We start from the raw sequence: 17,444 nt of genomic DNA on the forward strand, positions 1-17,444 counted from the left end.
TAGTTTTATAATAATTCGTTAAGGGCAAGGAACAGTTCTGCTAAAACGATCAACTCTACTAGCTAGTGCTTCTATTGCTGCTTTTTTTTCGGCGGGTAAATCGGCCCAGGCTTTAACATTATTTTCTCTTAGACCGCTCCAAGCCAGCGCTTCATAAAAAGCATCGCTTGGTGCTTCTCCATAGTAATTGATATACATATTATAATCATCTATAAGAGCAGTTTTATGAAATCCTTTTAAAGCTTCTTTCATACTATTGAGATATAATCCTGCTATGGTGCCGTGTTGATTTCCATATGCTTCATACGTATTTTTAAAATCCAATCTTTCTCCTGTTGTACCGGATGTTGTATTTAGTTTTCTAAAGATATCGGCGTGGATGTATTCATGCAAGATGGTTCTTGCTGCATCTAAAGACGAATTCAAATTTGTTCTAGAAGTACTGATTTCTATAACTATTACGTTGTTTTTTGGAGGTAAAGTTTTCCCGTTAATTTCTAAACCAGTTTCTGTCGAAAACACATTATCCTTAGAAACAATTTGAATATTAAATTCTGATTCTCCTTCAAAGTTAGCTAATAAATTTTTGACAAAAGAATCTCCATTTTTGTCTAGCAAATCATTTAGACATTTTGCTTTTCCAGTAAGCTCATTAGTAATTTGGACATCAATAACCTCCCTATACGAACTTATTCTTTTAACGATATCATAGGAATCTTCAGATCCACCACAAGGAACACTCATAAGTTCATTTATGGTGAAGGTCTCAACAGTGGTATATGCATAATTATATTGAGTATATGTCCCAACAGTAACAGATATATAATGATGAGTATAAATAGAATATACAGTATATACATGTTCTGATAAAGTACACACCGGCACCCTGCTGGTTGTGTTTTTTTGTACGCAATATAAATTAATAGCCTCATTTAGTGCCGTTAAAGAACTCTTTCCAAAAGGATTCTTGCTATTTCCGTTATATACCACAAGCTGGCCAATTAAGTTCCCATTTAATTCATACACGTTAAGCGTACCGGTAAAGTTTTTAAGGTTTTGTATGGAATTAGAATATAAAGTATGATTTAAACTGGAATATGCTTCAATTAAATAGGAATGCATCTCACCCTCTTTTTTTATGGCTATCAACTCGTATTTTAATTCGTTTTGGAATAAATTAGATTTTATTATGGCTGGATTTTTTTCATTGACTTCAATTTCATAAACTTCAAAATCGTCCTTTTCAGTTTTAGTAAGACTTTCCCAATTTATAATTAAGTTGTCAGAAAGGTTTTTATTGGCAAACTGATCCAGTTTTAAATCGTTTTTTAGTTGATTGGTAATCGAGATTGTCGAATTATTTTCTAAATCATCCTTGGTACAGGAAAAAAGCGTTAAAAAAAAGAATAATCCTAAAAAATGGGGGTGGTAAATAATTTTTTCATAAAATGGTTTGGTCAAATATAGTGTTTTTCTTTAAAAAAAGGTTAGTCAAAACTATAGAACGAAAACAGTAAAAACAATACCCACTTTTAGTGATATTAAAAAAAAATCCCTTTCCAGTCATTAAACTAAAAAGGGATTGCTATAAATGCGATTTATTTGTAACATATAAGTCATATAAGCTTTTGTGAAGTAATAAACTTAAAAAAACTTATGTGACTATATGGTTTAAAAAATTGATTGTTAAACCTTAAATCCCAATTTTTCTCTTACTCTCCCTAAAACGCCATTGGCAACAACTGCAGCTTTACCAGCTCCAATTTTAAGCAGTGCATCCACTTCAGGAAGGTTATTCATATAGTAATTGTATTTTTCTCTTTCTGTTTTGAATGTCTCTGTTATCAATTCAAACAGGGCTTGTTTGGCGTGACCGTAACCATAATTTCCACCCAGATAATTGGCAGTCATTGTGGCTATTTGTTCTTCATTGGCCAATAATTTATAAATGGCAAACGCATTACAGGTTTCTGGATTTTTTGGATCTTCAAGCGGCGTGCTGTCGGTTTCAATACTCATTACTTGTTTGCGTAAGAATTTATCATCCAGGAAAATATTGATAATATTATTCGCTGATTTACTCATTTTTCCTCCATTGGTTCCCGGAATCAACATACCGTCTTTTTGTATTATCGCCTCTGGAATCACAAACGTTTCCCCCATTTGGTGGTTGAAACGAGAGGCTACATCACGAGTAATTTCAAGGTGTTGCAGTTGGTCTTTTCCAACAGGAACAAATTGGGCATCGTATAATAAAATATCGGCAGCCATCAACATAGGATAGGAGAACAAGCCAGCATTGACATCTTCTAGTCTATCCGCTTTATCTTTAAAAGAATGCGCTAATGTCAAGCGTTGAAAAGGAAAAAAACAGCTTAAATACCATGATAATTCCGCTGTTTGTGGTACATCAGATTGTCTGTAAAAAACGACTTTATCTACATTCAAACCACAGGCAAGCCAAGCCGCTGCAGTACTGTAGGTATTTGTTCTTAATGTTTCGCCGTTTTTTATTTGCGTTATGGAGTGCAAATCGGCAATGAAAAGAAACGATTCATTTTCAGATTTATTTGATAATGCTATTGCGGGAATAATTGCGCCAAGTAAGTTTCCTAAATGAGGTGTTCCTGTACTTTGTACGCCGGTAAGTATTTTTGCCATTGTAATTTTTAACTTTAACGGCAAAGTTCACAAAATTTTTCGCAAAGTTCGCATGGATTGTAATTTTTTTCTAACACTAAAGTTGCCAAATTGAATTCTTTTTCTACTATTTGCATTCGATTCCTTACTTTTGGCATTATGAGAGGATTAAAAATTATTTTTTGGACACTTTGGCGCGTGTGGTTTTATATTTTAATGGCCATTCCCATACTAGTTATGTTTCCTTTTTTAGTACTTTCTATTCTGACTGAAAGCGGCTATCCTTACTTTTTTAAGATGGCCCGAATTTGGGCAAAATTCATTCTTTTCGGGATGGGTTTTTATTATAAAATAGATAAAAGCCAAGAAATGAAAGAGCAAAAAAGTTATATGATTGTTGCCAATCATACTTCTATGGGCGATATAATGCTGATGCTTGCCCTGACTAGAAATCCTTTTGTTTTTGTGGGCAAAAAAGAACTTTCAAAAATTCCGTTGTTTGGCTTTTTCTATAAAAGAAGCTGTATTTTGGTGGACAGAAGTTCTTCAAAAAGTAAAATGGAAGTCTTTAATCGCGCTCAGAAACGAATCAATCAAGGATTGAGTATTTGTATTTTCCCCGAAGGCGGAGTTCCAGATGATGAATCTGTTCTATTGGACACTTTCAAAGACGGTGCTTTCCGATTAGCAATTGACCATCAAATACCAATAGTTCCTATCACTTTTGCAGATAATAAAAAGAGATTTTCATATACTTTTTTTAGTGGGAGCCCAGGACTTATGCGAGTTAAAATGCATTCTCATGTGGAAACGTTGGGTAAAACAGCAGACAATAGAAAAGAAATTCGGGAAGAAGTAAGGGACGTTATTTATTCTCAATTGCAGGAATTTGAGAGGACTGAAGATGAGAATAAGTTTGCTTTTTAGAAACGATCATATAAAAAAAGAGTCCACCGTAGTGAACTCTTTTTTAGTTTTATGCTTCTGCTAATTCTTTTATTCTGGCTTTAATTTTTTCTTCAAGCTCATCCGCTAATTCTGGATTGTCTTTTATTAAAGACTTCACAGCATCACGTCCTTGTCCTAATTTGGTTTCACCATAACTAAACCAAGATCCCGCTTTTTTGATGATTTCAAATTCAACGGCAAGATCTAAAATTTCTCCAGTTTTTGAAATTCCTTCACCGTACATGATATCAAATTCAGCGATTTTAAATGGCGGAGCCACTTTGTTTTTCACCACTTTTACTTTGGTTCTGTTTCCAAGTACGTTATCTCCATCCTTAATTTGAGTAGAACGACGAATATCTAAACGTACCGAAGCGTAAAATTTCAAGGCGTTTCCTCCAGTTGTAGTTTCTGGATTTCCGAACATTACTCCAATTTTCTCTCTCAATTGATTGATAAAGAAAACAGTACAATGCGTTTTACTGATCGTTCCGGTTAATTTACGTAATGCTTGAGACATCAAACGTGCATGAAGACCCATTTTAGAATCTCCCATTTCGCCTTCAATCTCACTTTTTGGAGTCAAAGCCGCAACGGAGTCAATTACTACAATATCAATTGCCCCTGAACGAATCAAGTTCTCCGCAATTTCTAATGCTTGCTCTCCATTATCTGGTTGAGAAATGATTAGATTTTCAATATCTACACCCAATTTCTCGGCGTAATTTCTGTCGAATGCATGTTCAGCATCTATAAATGCAGCAATTCCGCCTGCTTTTTGAGCCTCAGCAATGGCATGAAGTGTCAAAGTTGTTTTTCCAGATGATTCTGGACCGTATATTTCAATAATTCTTCCTCTTGGATATCCACCAACTCCTAAGGCTAAATCGATTCCTAAAGACCCTGAAGAAATAGTTTCTACTTCTTCAATGGCTTTGTCCCCCATTTTCATCACTGTACCTTTCCCGTAGGTTTTATCTAATTTGTCTAGCGTAAGTTGTAACGCTTTTAATTTAGCTTCTTTCTCTGTACTCATCTTCTCTTTTACCTTTTCTTTCATCTATTTGTATTATTTTTTATAATCGTAAAAAACTGACAGGATGAATAATTCCCCTGAAAATTTCATTTTGAGTAATCTAAGTTTTCGTAAAAATACTTCTTTTTTTGATGTGAAATTTCTCTTTTGAAAATATTTTTCAACTCTTATTTTGTATTAAAAGACAATAAATTATTTTCTTTTTTACAGGAACAATGCCTTCAGTTCAGTAGCATCATGAGGGTTCATTTTTCCGGCTAAAACCAAACTCAATTGCTTGCGGCGTAAGGCGGCATCAAAACGTTGTTTTTCAAGCTCTGTTTCCGGAACGATTTGAGGAACTTCCACAGGTCGTCCGGTGTCATCTACAGCGACAAAAGTATAAATAGCTTCATTAGCCTTGGTTTTGTTGCCAGATTCTCGGTCTTCAACCCAAATGTCAATATATATTTCCATTGAACTCTTGAAAGCTCTGGAAACTTTAGCTTCAACAGTTACTACACTTCCCAAAGGAATAGCTCTATTAAAAGCCACATGATTTACTGATGCAGTAACTACAATTCTTCTGGAATGTCTTCTTGCCGCGATGCTTGCTGCACGATCCATGCGGGCTAATAATTCACCGCCAAAAAGATTATTCAAAGGATTGGTTTCACTTGGTAAAACTAAATCAGTTAATGTCGTTAAAGATTCGGAAGGATGTTTTGGTGTCATTTTTTGTGTCAATGTAATTACTGTTTTTTAATAGGATTTGTGTTTTTTAGTTTAACCAGTACACAGCCAGTATAGCTGGGATAAAATAAATAACAATAGTTCTGGCGCCATCATAATCTTTAGCCATTCGTTGTCCGAAAAGTAACATTAGTAAGGTTACACAAGAAAAAACAGCTCCGTAAAAGCCAAAAATTCTTCCGTTGTTTATAAATAATTCGATACAGCCAACAACACATAAAATACCGGAGATTAATTCTAAAATTAAAATATTAAACAAGGCTAAAGGTACTTGATTCTTTAATGGGGTTTTTGCAAAATGACCTTTTAACCAATCGACATTATCTTTCCAATAAAACAGTTTGTCGTAACCGGATTGAAGAAAAGTAATAGCCAAAAAAATTAAAATTAAAATAGAAGTAATGTTGTTCATGTTTTTATTTTTTGTGAATTAAACGGGTAAGTTTGATTGATAAATCGGTTAAAATTATTTTTGCATTTCCGTTGCGTTCAATGTGATACATCGCATCCGAAAGTTCCTGAAAGATATCATTTATATTATTGCCATTGACAAAGGGCGCAAAATTCTCGAGTTTGAACTTCTCTACTTGCGGTTCTATATAAACTAAATTTGGAGTTTGATAATTCAATAACAATGCCTGACGGAACATATCGATACAAAAATGTAAAAACTTTTTTTGAGTCTCTCTTCCCAAACCTGCTATTTGCTCGCTCCATTGAATCAAATCCTGAATAGCTGCGGCATTTCTTTTGGCTCTAAAAGCGGCACGAACCCAATCGACAAACCATTGTTCAAAAAAAACAGATTCGCTGTCCGGTTGCAATAATTGAAGTGCTTTATTATAATTTCCTTGTGCTTGGTGCGCTATTTTTACAGCCGTTTTAGATTCAATATTTTCTTTGGAAACCAATGCTTCGGCAATAATTTTTTCGGGTAAACCATTAAAGTGTAAAACTTGACAACGGGAACGAATCGTTTGAATGATATCTTCTTCGTTTTCAGAAATCAAGATGAAAACGGTTTTATCAGTAGGCTCCTCCAGTAATTTCAATAATTTGTTGGAAGCGGCAGTGTTTAATTTATCAGCCATCCAAATGATCATTACTTTGTATCCTCCTTCGTAGGATTTTAAAGCCAAAGATTTTAGGATCTCCTGTGCATCGTCGACCCTAATTTCGCCCTGTTTATTTTTAACGCCAAGAGTCTGATACCAATCAAATAAACTTCCGTAAAGATTCTCGCTTAAAAACTGTCGCCATTCTGTAATGAAATCGATACTTTTTGGTTTTGTTTTTACTTCTTCGGTGCTTACAGTCGGGTAAATAAAATGCAAATCCGGATGAGAAATTTTATTAAATTTCAGGTTACAAGCTTCATTTGAACCGGAGTTCTCGGCGTTTTGATTACTGCAGATAATATATTGCGCATAAGCAATTGCCATAGCTAAAGTGCCGCTTCCTTCGGGACCAACGAACAATTGTGCGTGAGGAATTCGGCCCAGATTAGCACTTTTTGTCAAATGACTTTTAATATGTTCTTGACCTAAAATTTCTGAAAATTGCATGAAGCAAAGATATAAGAAAATGGTTTAGTCTAAAATTTTCAGGTGTAAAGTTTCAGAAAAAGCAAAGTATTAATTGACGGATAATTTGTGTTTTTTTATGATAAAATTTAACTTTTTAATGAAAAATTTAACTTTAAAATATACAAGAAAATTCATTATTTGTTGAAAATTAACAGTTTGATCTCGTTAAAGTGTAGGGTTAATATTAATAATTAAAAATTAAATTGGGAGAATTAATATTCTTTTTAGAGTTTTCAATAATCATATAACCATAGGCTAATTTGTAGATTATCAATTGTTTAGTAATAAAAGAGGCTTTTCGACAAAGAGCAAATTTGTCAGATACAATGCATTTTTTTTTGTTTTTTGTAATCCTTTGTAGTCAAAAAAAATATTTACAAAGTTGCAAATTAAGTTTTATTGTATATTTTTGTTTGATAAATTAATTGATAAATTATAATTATGAAAGGGAAAGTTATTTTTTTTAGTGTGTTTTTTTTGATGGTAAGTAGTGTTGTTTCGGCGCAAGATAAAAATGCTCCTAAGAGTATTATTAGTATGAACGCATTAATAAGAAAATACCATGATAGGAAAGAGTTGCAAGGGATGAAAAAGGGGGAATTATTAGAATTATATATAGAACGTATAAAAGTTCTTGTTAAAACATTGCCTTATATTGCCTTAGCTACAAAACCAGGTGTAACTATGACTGATTTAGGAATTCCTAATGACGCAGATAATAGAAAAATATTAGCTGAACAAGATGAAATTACTACAAATTTTCTTGATGTAACCGTTGCGTTTCAAAGGAGAATGGTACCTTACTCAGATACCGGTAATTTAATAGCAGCTATTTTGTTTTATGAAAATACATTGAAATCATTACATGAATTTAATGATATGTAATAATCAATTAGGATTAATTTAAGTCCTTTTTAATTTTTATTAACTAGTAATTTTTATGAGAATATTGTAGCGGTAATCGAATATTAATTTTTTTTAAAACTCGTTATCGATTATTCTGAAGTAATTCAGAAAATGTATAACGAGTTTTTTTTAATCCAAATTGTCCATAGTATTAACTTATTATCTTTTATCCCATGAAAAACTGTACTCAAATTATATCGATGTTCCTTTTAGTTATTTGTAGTGTAAATGCACAACAAGAAAAAGGAATAACAGGTTCTACCAACTGGTTAAATAACTGGACCGAATTTAAACCGAATAAAGTTGATTATGGTGAAGCCAATCAAATATTGGCGGGTAATATTGCAGTAAATACAAAATTACTCAAGAAAAATATCTACAGATTACAGGGAAGTGTTTTTGTAACAAATAATGCTATTCTTACTATTGAGCCAGGAACCGTTATAATCGGGGACTACGAATCTAGTGCTTGTCTTGTTATTACAAAAGGCGCTACTCTTCTTGCCGAAGGATTAGAGACCGATCCAATCGTTTTTACTTCAAACAGAAGTGTCAAAAAAGCAGGAGACTGGGGGGGAATAATTATATTGGGAGATGCCCCAACTAATAAATTTGGAAGCGCTTCATCTGTAAATTATGATTTAGATAATTCTTTAACTTCTTATGGTGGTGCAAACTCAAGTAGTAATTCTGGTGTTTTAAGATTCGTAAGAATTGAGTTTGCCGGAAAAAAAATTAAAGGGTTAGGTAATTTTAATGCTTTATTATTAGCAGGTGTCGGCAATAAGACGATATTAGAAAACATAATGATCAGCTTTTCTGCCGGAAATTCAGTTGAAGTACTTGGTGGAGATCTTAATATGAATAAGATGGTTTCCTTGAAGTCAAGTAGTGATGATTATAAATTTAATTTTGGAACACAATGCCGTATTGATAACTCGTTAGCAATTCGGTCTTCTTATTTAACTAGCAATTCAGGTTCTCGATGTATAGATGTTGCTTCTTATGATAAAAAAGAAGAAGTTGATTTTACTAAAAAACAAACATTGGTTACTGCAACAAATTTAACCTTGATTAATAATAGTGAAAACCTTAATGTTGATATTCAATCTGGCTTAGTCAAAGAAGCCGTATATATTGCAGAAAATTCTTCTGTCGAATTTAAAAGAAGTGTAATTTCTGGTTTTAATCCCGCAGTATTATTGAATAATAAAATAGAAATTAACGGGGAAAATCTAAAAAAAATAAAATTTGAAGCAATGTATTTCAATTTTTGCAAGGGGAATATTTTTACAGAATTCAACTCTAATAACGAAGATTTAGAGAATTGGTACGGCAATAGTGCATTCTCTAATGTGTACTCTCAAAGTGATAATAAGGAAACATTTATTGACCTCTTAAATGAGAAAAGACCTGATTTTAGATTACGAATTGCTAAAATAACAGCATTAAATAATCATTAAAACAATTACTACTTTCGAGTGATTTTATCTCAAACAAAAAGTTTTAATAGGGTTGTTATGTATCGGAATTAGATGAAATAAAGAAAAAATGCAAAATGATTACTCTTTTAAATAAATATTTTTTTTGTTTTTTTGTTTTACTTTTAGCCAATAGTATAGATGCTCAAATAGTTATAGGAACGCCCACTCTACCTTTTAGTCAAATTTGTGCTAATCCAAGTTTTAATACTTTTAATGTAACCTTTTCTTTTTCACCAGTTGCGGGTTTGAGTGCTACAAATCAATTTATAGTAGAGTTATCAGATCCAAACGGAAGTTTTAACAGTCCCAAAGTCGTTTTTACTTCTGGAGCGGGCGCTGTCACGGTTTCTCCTGCAACTTTGACTTTTTCAGTGCCGATTACAACAGCCGGAGAAAAATATAGACTGAGAATAAGAAGCACAAGTCCAGCAGCTACTGGTCCTAATTCTGTTGCTTTTGCTGCCTATTATAAAGCGCAAGACACACCATTCTCAATTAATAATTTTGGTTCGACCGCTACTTATTGTTCTGGTGGGAGTTATGTTTTAACAATAGATAATCCTGGTGTAGGTTCTAATGATTCCCCATTAAAATATCCTTCATTAACTTATAATTGGTTTAAGGAACCAAGTTTAACACCTATAGCTACCGGGCAAAGCTTGAACGTCAATCAACCGGGAAAATATTATGTCGAGACTAATTATGGTACCTGCACTTCAAATTCCTATTCAAATAGGGTAACCGTAAACGAGGCTACCTCTACAGCTGCAACTACAATAACCTCCAGTCTTGGAAATCCTTTTTGTTCAAGTGCAGGTTCTACAACATTAACGACATCAGCTGGCAATAATTATCAATGGTATAAAAACAGTTTACCTATATCAGGAGCAACAAGCCAAACGTATGTGACTAATCAGATAGGAAGTTATTCTGTAGCTGTTAATTTTGGCACTTGTGTGGCTAATGCTTCTATCAATTTACAAGATTATCAATTCTCTAGCAGTATCAATATTCCGGATACAAATACTATTTCGCCAGACGAAACCCTTGCAGTAATTGTAACCACATCAGCTTCAAATCCTGATTATAAATGGTATTTAAATGGAGCTATTATTACAGGCGCTTCAGGAAGTACTTATGATGTGAAAAACAAAGGAAGTTATAAGGTTGAAATTACTCAAACGACAGGATGTATTACTTCAAGCGAAATTTCTTTTGTTGTGAACTCTACAGTTGATCCCAATCCATTTCCAGATGTTATAAACATACCAAATTTAATAAGTCCTAATGATGATGGTATAAATGATACATGGATTATCCCTCAAGAATATGTAAGCGGAACAAACACGGAAGTGGTATTGCTGAGTTCGCTGGGAGAAACGGTTCTTAAAACAAATGATTATCAAAATAATTGGCCCGAAAACAAATTGGATTTTAAAAATGTAAATCAAGTGTATTATTACATAATAACCACCCAAGATAATAAAGTAAAAAAGGGTTCAATAACGGTATTAAAATAATATGAAGAAAACGTTAATATTCATAGCATTTTTTTACGGAACGCTTCAGATACTCTATTCTCAAGACCATGAGGATGGAGTTGTTTCGTTTTCATTACCTATCAGAAATTCTATTAAGTTTAATAGATTCCTTATAAATCCAACCTTTAGTTTTGTAAGAGAACAAAGTACAAGTATTAGTTTTTATAATAAAAGACAGTGGGTGCAATTTGAGGATGCCCCACAAACCTATTTAGCAAGCTATTCTGGAAGATTTAGAGAGAACGAAGGGCTCGGTATAGGTCTATTCCAGCAGAATTATGGGGTTTTAACCACTTTTGGTGCTGTTGCAAATTTTGCTCATAATGTTATTCTTCAAGAAGATAGTAATTTAACTTTTGGAATAAATGTAGGTTTCTATAAAAGTGGGTTAAATAAATCCAAGGTTATTACAAATTATCCAGATCCATCATTAGAAAATGTACCGTCAAATTCTTTAATTACCGTAAATCCCGGTATAAACTATGGAACGGCTTTTCTTGATTTTGGTCTATCTGCAAATAATTTGTTCTTATATAATCTTAGAACTTCGAAGATAGTTGAAGATGATCCCGAAAAAAGTATTGAAATCCACATTATGCATACGGGATATTTAGACACTTATGGTTTTTTTAATAAAAGTAAATTTTCTGGTCTACTTAAGACAGAGTTGAAAAAGGATAAAACCATTATTTCAGGATTAATGATGTTTACTATTCCAAAAGGAATATGGGCGCAAGCAGGTTATAATACAGTTTATGGGGTGTCCGGAGGAATAGGGTTGAATATCACTCCAAAAATTTCTATTGAATATAATTTTGAAAATGCAACCGGTAATTTATCAAATTTTGGATCTTCACATGAAATAGTTTTGGCTTATAAATTTAAAAGTAACAACTACTATTATGGAGATGACGAAGAAGAAGGATCTATTATTTCTCCTGCAGAACCAAAAAAAGTAGTTCCCGCAAAAGAATCTACAATTTTATCTCCAATTGATGCTCAAAGATTAAAGGAACTTAAACTAGCGATGATTGCTGAAAAAGAAGAAATCCGATTATTTAAACTTAAAGAAATTGCCGAAGCCAAAGCGAAACTAGCTGCTGATACTAAAGCCAACTTGGATTCTGTAGCCTTTGCAAAAGCTAAACTAGTGGCTGATGTTGCTATTAAGGCCAAGCTAGATGCTGATGTTGCCGCCAAAGCCAAACTAATTGCGGATGCTCAGGTCAAAGCAAAACCTGTTATAGATTCTAAAACCAAGTTGGATGTTGCTGCTAAAGCCAAAGCGGATGCTCTAGCTCAAGCAAAATTAGCTGGGGATGCCAAAGCAAAAGCAGATGTTCTAGCCCAGGCCAAATTAGCCGCGGATGCCAAAGCCAAAGCTGATGCTCTAGCCCAATCGAAATTAACTGCAGATGCGAAAGTCAAAGCTGATGCTCTTGGCCAAGCCAAATTAGCAGTGGATGCCAAAGCCAAAGGGGATGCACTAGCTCAAGCCAAATTAGCAGCGGATGCCAAAGCCAAAGGGGATGCACTAGCTCAAGCAAAATTAGCTGCGGATGCTAAAGCCAAAGCTGATGCTCTTGCTCAAGCAAAATTAGCTGCGAATGCTAAAGCGAAAGACGACGCTCTTGCCCAAGCCAAACTAGCAGCAGATGCTAAAGCTAAAGCTGATGCTCTAGCTCAAGCGAAACTAGCAGCAGATGCTAAAGCCAAAGCGGATGCTGACATGAAAGAAAAATTAGCTGCGGATGCCAAAGCCAAAGTGGATGCTCTAGCTCAAGCAAAATTAGTTGCGGATGTCAAAGCAAAAGCCGATGCTCTAGCTCAAACGAAAATAGCTGCGGATGCTAAAGCCAAAGCGGATGCCCTTGCTCAAGTGAAATTAGCAGCAGATGCTAAAGCTCAAGCGGATGCCCTTGCTCAAGCAAAATTAGCTGCGGATGCCAAAGCCAAAGTGGATGCTCTAGCTCAAGCAAAATTAGCTGCGGATGTCAAAGCAAAAGCCGATGCTCTAGCTCAAACGAAAATAGCTGCCGATGCTAAAGCCAAAGCGGATGCTGACATACAGGCAAAATTAGCTGCAGATGCTAAAGCGAAAGACGACGCTATTGCTCAAGCGAAAATAGCTGCGGATGCTAAAGCCAAAGCTGATGCTGATATGAAAGCAAAATTAGCGGCTATACCTAAGGATGCTAATGTCAGATCTATGGATAATTTGACCAAATTTATTGAAGATTCTAAAAATACTCAGCAACAATTATTGGCAAAACTCGATGCATCGGTAGCTAATAAGGAAAAAGCCCTTAAAGATTTAAAAGAAGAGAATGATTTAAGTGACAAAGGGATTTTCAAAGAACCTCAGGCTTTCAAAAGTGTGTCTGGTGAAAACAGCGCATTAGAAGCTTTAAAACTTGAATTAGCGGAGGTTAACAAAACTCAAACCGGAAAGATTATAGAGTTAGATAACTTATACAAAGAGAGACTTAAAAAAGTGACTAATAAGAATGATGAAACGAATCAATTTTATTTAAAAACAATTGAAACATTAAAAAGCGAACAATTAAAAGTAATACAGTCAAACACGAATTTAATTTCTTCATTAGAAAAAATTAAAGTAGAGACAGAAATTGAGAAAAAAAGAAGAATTAAACGTGCAGGTTTTGAAAATGATCAAACAAGGTATTTGAAAGATAAAGCGACATTAAGCCGAATTAAAGAGACAACTCCTATTAGTTCAGTTAGTCTAAAGGCAGAAAATTTTGATTTCGGTGATGAGCAGTCTAATATGCAAATTCTAAAAAACATCAAAAATGTTGATAGTGGTTATTATTTAGTAGTAGCAGTACATAATGATGTGGCTAAAAGAGATGAGTTTTTAACAAAATCAGTTGCTGCAGGACAATCAAATATAGATTTCTTCTACGATATTAATACCAGTAAATATTTCATTTACTATGATAAATTTGATACAATAGAAGAAGCTAAAAAAGCATTACAATCAAAAGGAAGTAAGCCTTATAATGGTAAGATGACAATAGCTAAAATTGAAAATTAATAAAATCAGTTATGGAAAAACAGTAACAATTTATTTAAAAAATATAAATCAGTTTGTACAATTTTAGATTAACTATTATGCCCCTAAGAGTTAGTTTAAAATAATAAAAATCTTCAGGCAATATGCCTGATAAAATAATTTTACCCCAATGAAATTAAAAAACTACCTACTAATTGTTACATTCTTTGTAACTAATAATTATATTTTATTTAGGCAATTTGTCCTTTATTTTGTGTCTTTATTTTCCAGCGATACAATTAAATCGGAAAGGATTTCATTGTTAAATATGTTCAAAAAATCTGTTTTTTTAAAAGCCGGTTTTATATTTGTATTGCTATTGCTGAACGAAGCATCTTATTCTCAAACCTTCAAGACTTTTTCGGTAAGGAAAAAGATCGATATAAGAGGAAAAATGATTGTTGCGGGAAATAATATTCTAGGGAAAGACAATCTTCCATTTAACGATAACACCAAAGCCAATCAAAATATATCTATGAAGTATATAGATATTGATGGGGATGGCTCAACTTTCAGTTCCAGTAGCGCGGATCTTTTAATTCCAAAACAAAAAGATGGTACCCTCACCACTTGTTATAGAGTTTCTTATGCTGCTTTGTATTGGGGTGCAATGCTTCAGAGTGGAAGTAGAACGAACATAAATAAGGTAAAATTAAAATTGCCCGGGGCATCAACTTATAGTGTTATAAACGGAGAGGTAATTTATGACGCCGTCGCCGCCCCTATAATTCCAGATTCAAATAAACCGTATGCCTGTTATGCCGATGTGACCAGTTTGTTGGCTGGTCTGCCAAATTTAAGTGGAACTTATACTGTGGCTGATATAATCTCGAGTGAGGGTTCTAATGGGACAACCGGTTTGTCAGCTGGATGGACCCTTTTTGTAGTGTACGAAGATCCTAGCCTTCACATGAAATCATTTAATGTCTTTGATGGTTTTAGCCATATATATGCATCTCATTTTGAAAAAATTCCGGTTACGGGTTTTGTAACACCCCCAACAGGACCTGTAGATTTACAATTTGCCTATGCTGCCTTAGATGGGGATAAACCGCAAGGAGCTACTAAACTGGAATTTGGAACAAAGCAAGTTGTAACCCCTTTACGGCCTGCCAATAATTTTTTCATCTCTACAATAGAAAATACTAATGGAGTTTCAACCCCAAGAAATCCTTCCGGAACCAACACCTTGGGATATGATACCGGTGTTTTGGAAGTTAATGGAGCAAACCCGGAGTATATTGATCATAATCAGACATCAACCGATTTTACATTGCAAGTGGCCAAAGGACAAGCTGATCCTGTTTTTGTCTTTTTTGGTGCTTACGCCGTAGATATTATAGCGCCAAAAATAGACCTCACCAAAATAGTAAAAAATTCTTCAGGAACTAATGTTGGTGGTGGCAATGTGTCTTTAGGACAGTTTTTAACATATGAAATTAGCTACCAAAGCGTAGGTAATGATAACGTCAAAAACTTTACCATAAAAGACATACTTCCTATAAATGTTATTTTTAACCCTCAAACTGATATAGATTATACTAATGCTGGAGGAGCAACATTGAAATCCTACGATCCGGCAACAAGAACACTTATTTTCAATATTCCAAATACTTCAGTGGAAGTTAATGATGGTATTTATACGATACGTTTAAATGTACGAGTAGTTCCCGATTGTAATAGCTTGGTAACGGCTTGTTCCAATGAAATAAAGAACCAGGCTTTTGCAACATATCAAGGTGTAATTAATACAACTGTAGTTCAAGAGGAAGGAAGTTTTGCCGCTACTGCCTGTAAATTAGGCTCCCCTTCATCCACAAATTTTTTGGTGAATATTGACAATTGTAAATTTACCCAAAATGTAATTTTATGTGGGACAAGTGCGATATTGAAAGCTTCAGATGGTTATACTGGTTATTCTTGGTCAAAAAGTCCGACCGGTTCGCCGGTCATTGGAACCGGTCAAACGCTTACGGTAACTCAAACAGGGGTTTACTATGTCCATAACACTGCCCCGGCAACTTGTAAGAGTATTGTTGAAGAAATAACGGTTAGCTATTTTGGAGCAACAAACACTAATCCGGTAATCCCTTTTGCAGATGCATTGCCTATTTGTCCGAACGATGGAAAAGTATTGCCTAATATTTTCTTATGTGGAGCCAATGCCACTCGATCCATTACCACAGGAATTAGTGATGCAGCATCAATTGTTTGGCAAAAATTAAATGAATCCAGTTGTGCAGCAATGACTGTCGATAATTGTGCCAATGTAAACGCAGGATGTACTTGGAATCAAGTGGGAACAGGTCCAAATTATACCGCAAATACTTCGGGTCAATTTAGGATTATCATAAACTATGTTGGGGGTTGTTTTAGTATTTTCTATTTTAATGTCTATCAAAACTTATTGAACCCAACGGCTACTTCCAGAGATATTATTTGTAATACGCCTGGCGAAATAACTGTAGGAGGTGTCCCTTCCGGATACGAATACAGTTTGAATGCCGCTGGTCCATACCAAGTTTCGAATGTTTTTTCTATTACCACTCCTAATATTTATACGGTTTACATTAAACAAATAGGGGTAAATACAAACCCATGTGTTTTTTCAGTTCCTGATATTCTTATTAGACAAAGGAATTTTACAGTTACTACCATTGTTACACAACCGTTTTGTAACGGAGATAAGGGAGCCATAAAACTGATTGCTAATGATGTGCGTCCGCAATATTATTTCAGTATTTATCAAGGAGCAACACTAATAAATAGTGTGGGACCTATAATAGCAAATGAGTATGAATTTTTAGGATTGAACCCAGGAACCTATACAGCAAAGGTTTCGACAGATGACGGTTGTAAATATTCGGAGGATATTCAAATAATTAACCCTCCTGTATTAACGGCAACTTCGGCACTGACGAAGGCACTCACCTGTACAGATGGAGAGATTACGGTTTATCCGGTAGGAGGCACGCCTCCTTATACGTATTATGTAAATAGTACTACCGATTTCCAAAACACACCACAAATTACGGTTACAAATCCATTGCCTCCGGGAGGTGTTTATACTATAGACGTTTTTGACAGTAAAAACTGCAAAGCACCGACAACAATTACGGTTTCAGCAACGTTACCACCCGTATATACAATAGCTAAAACGAATGTTTTATGTGCAACGGCTAATAACACGGGAACGATAACCGTAAATGTTAGCAATGCAAACGGAAATGCTTTACGATATAGTATTTACAATGGTGTTACCTTTTTCAACTCAAATGTATTTAATGCTCTTGCAGCAGGGAATTATAATGTTGTTGTAGAATATACAGTTGGAACTTCTGTTTGTTTTAGCACTCCGCAGCTTATAAATATCGGCATACCTGCAGCCATCACAGGTACGGCAGTTATTTTGGTTCCATATACTTGTACTACCCCAGGATCTATACAAGCACAAGGAGTTGGTGGAGGTACCCCAGGATATACCTATAGTATTGA

General features: G+C 34.4%; 11 protein-coding genes and 1 pseudogene. 6 read left to right on the top strand and 6 right to left on the bottom strand.

The window, feature by feature from the left end; translation table 11 throughout:
* Window positions 1-18 precede the first annotated feature (18 nt).
* Together ACFX5E_RS10080 and trpS are read right to left on the bottom strand one after the other, a co-directional pair.
* Entirely contained in the window at window positions 19-1,461 is a 1,443-nt protein-coding gene (locus tag ACFX5E_RS10080; protein WP_379855069.1) for a hypothetical protein, read from the bottom strand.
* A 225-nt stretch (window positions 1,462-1,686) separates the two neighbouring features.
* Complete coding sequence (trpS, locus tag ACFX5E_RS10085; RefSeq protein WP_379855070.1) at window positions 1,687-2,661, bottom strand: tryptophan--tRNA ligase; 975 nt, start codon at window positions 2,659-2,661, stop codon at window positions 1,687-1,689.
* A gap of 138 nt (window positions 2,662-2,799) precedes the next feature.
* On the opposite strand from trpS, the gene ACFX5E_RS10090 reads away from it, so the two are divergent.
* Entirely contained in the window at window positions 2,800-3,567 is a 768-nt protein-coding gene (locus tag ACFX5E_RS10090) for a lysophospholipid acyltransferase family protein (RefSeq protein WP_379855071.1), read from the top strand.
* Window positions 3,568-3,616: 49 nt separating this feature from the next.
* On the opposite strand, the gene recA is transcribed toward ACFX5E_RS10090, so the two are convergent.
* From recA to ACFX5E_RS10110, 4 genes are all read right to left on the bottom strand, one after another.
* Window positions 3,617-4,624 (bottom strand): recombinase RecA, encoded by a 1,008-nt coding sequence (recA, locus tag ACFX5E_RS10095; protein WP_073209530.1) that lies wholly within the window; start codon window positions 4,622-4,624, stop codon window positions 3,617-3,619.
* A 204-nt stretch (window positions 4,625-4,828) separates the two neighbouring features.
* Window positions 4,829-5,338 (bottom strand): acyl-CoA thioesterase, encoded by a 510-nt coding sequence (locus ACFX5E_RS10100; protein WP_379852661.1) that lies wholly within the window; start codon window positions 5,336-5,338, stop codon window positions 4,829-4,831.
* A gap of 46 nt (window positions 5,339-5,384) precedes the next feature.
* A complete protein-coding gene (locus ACFX5E_RS10105; protein WP_379855072.1) occupies window positions 5,385-5,768 on the bottom strand; it encodes a DoxX family membrane protein in 384 nt (127 codons plus the stop codon).
* A 4-nt stretch (window positions 5,769-5,772) separates the two neighbouring features.
* The gene (locus ACFX5E_RS10110; RefSeq protein WP_379855073.1) at window positions 5,773-6,921 is read right to left on the bottom strand and encodes a DNA polymerase III subunit; all 1,149 of its coding nucleotides are present in this window, start codon (window positions 6,919-6,921) and stop codon (window positions 5,773-5,775) included.
* A 462-nt stretch (window positions 6,922-7,383) separates the two neighbouring features.
* Between ACFX5E_RS10110 and ACFX5E_RS10115 the strand changes: the two genes are divergently transcribed.
* The 5 genes and pseudogenes from ACFX5E_RS10115 to ACFX5E_RS10135 all read left to right on the top strand — a co-directional run.
* Window positions 7,384-7,827 carry a hypothetical protein gene (locus ACFX5E_RS10115; RefSeq protein ID WP_379855074.1) on the top strand — a complete coding sequence of 148 codons (444 nt, stop codon included), beginning with the start codon at window positions 7,384-7,386 and terminating at the stop codon, window positions 7,825-7,827.
* A 194-nt stretch (window positions 7,828-8,021) separates the two neighbouring features.
* Window positions 8,022-9,311 carry a hypothetical protein gene (locus ACFX5E_RS10120; protein ID WP_379855075.1) on the top strand — a complete coding sequence of 430 codons (1,290 nt, stop codon included), beginning with the start codon at window positions 8,022-8,024 and terminating at the stop codon, window positions 9,309-9,311.
* Window positions 9,312-9,406: 95 nt separating this feature from the next.
* Window positions 9,407-10,852: a T9SS type B sorting domain-containing protein gene (locus ACFX5E_RS10125; RefSeq protein WP_379855076.1), complete on the top strand. Its 1,446-nt coding sequence runs from the start codon at window positions 9,407-9,409 to the stop codon at window positions 10,850-10,852.
* A 1-nt stretch (window position 10,853) separates the two neighbouring features.
* Window positions 10,854-13,931 carry a PorP/SprF family type IX secretion system membrane protein gene (locus ACFX5E_RS10130; RefSeq protein ID WP_379855077.1) on the top strand — a complete coding sequence of 1,026 codons (3,078 nt, stop codon included), beginning with the start codon at window positions 10,854-10,856 and terminating at the stop codon, window positions 13,929-13,931.
* A 286-nt stretch (window positions 13,932-14,217) separates the two neighbouring features.
* Window positions 14,218-17,444 (top strand): annotated as a pseudogene (locus ACFX5E_RS10135) (T9SS type B sorting domain-containing protein); the annotation flags it as partial.

Origin of the sequence: Flavobacterium xylosi (assembly GCF_042787345.1) — a bacterium.
GTDB lineage: Bacteria > Bacteroidota > Bacteroidia > Flavobacteriales > Flavobacteriaceae > Flavobacterium > Flavobacterium xylosi.

Bases quoted from the DNA above. Each gene is read 5' to 3' on its own strand.
- ACFX5E_RS10130 (WP_379855077.1), top strand. From the start codon at position 10,854: ATGAAGAAAACGTTAATATTCATAGCATTTTTTTACGGAACGCTTCAG.
- ACFX5E_RS10125 (WP_379855076.1), top strand. From the start codon at position 9,407: ATGATTACTCTTTTAAATAAATATTTTTTTTGTTTTTTTGTTTTACTT.
- ACFX5E_RS10110 (WP_379855073.1), bottom strand. From the start codon at position 6,921: ATGCAATTTTCAGAAATTTTAGGTCAAGAACATATTAAAAGTCATTTG.
- trpS (WP_379855070.1), bottom strand. From the start codon at position 2,661: ATGGCAAAAATACTTACCGGCGTACAAAGTACAGGAACACCTCATTTA.
- recA (WP_073209530.1), bottom strand. From the start codon at position 4,624: ATGAGTACAGAGAAAGAAGCTAAATTAAAAGCGTTACAACTTACGCTA.
- ACFX5E_RS10100 (WP_379852661.1), bottom strand. From the start codon at position 5,338: ATGACACCAAAACATCCTTCCGAATCTTTAACGACATTAACTGATTTA.
- ACFX5E_RS10105 (WP_379855072.1), bottom strand. From the start codon at position 5,768: ATGAACAACATTACTTCTATTTTAATTTTAATTTTTTTGGCTATTACT.
- ACFX5E_RS10120 (WP_379855075.1), top strand. From the start codon at position 8,022: ATGAAAAACTGTACTCAAATTATATCGATGTTCCTTTTAGTTATTTGT.
- ACFX5E_RS10115 (WP_379855074.1), top strand. From the start codon at position 7,384: ATGAAAGGGAAAGTTATTTTTTTTAGTGTGTTTTTTTTGATGGTAAGT.
- ACFX5E_RS10090 (WP_379855071.1), top strand. From the start codon at position 2,800: ATGAGAGGATTAAAAATTATTTTTTGGACACTTTGGCGCGTGTGGTTT.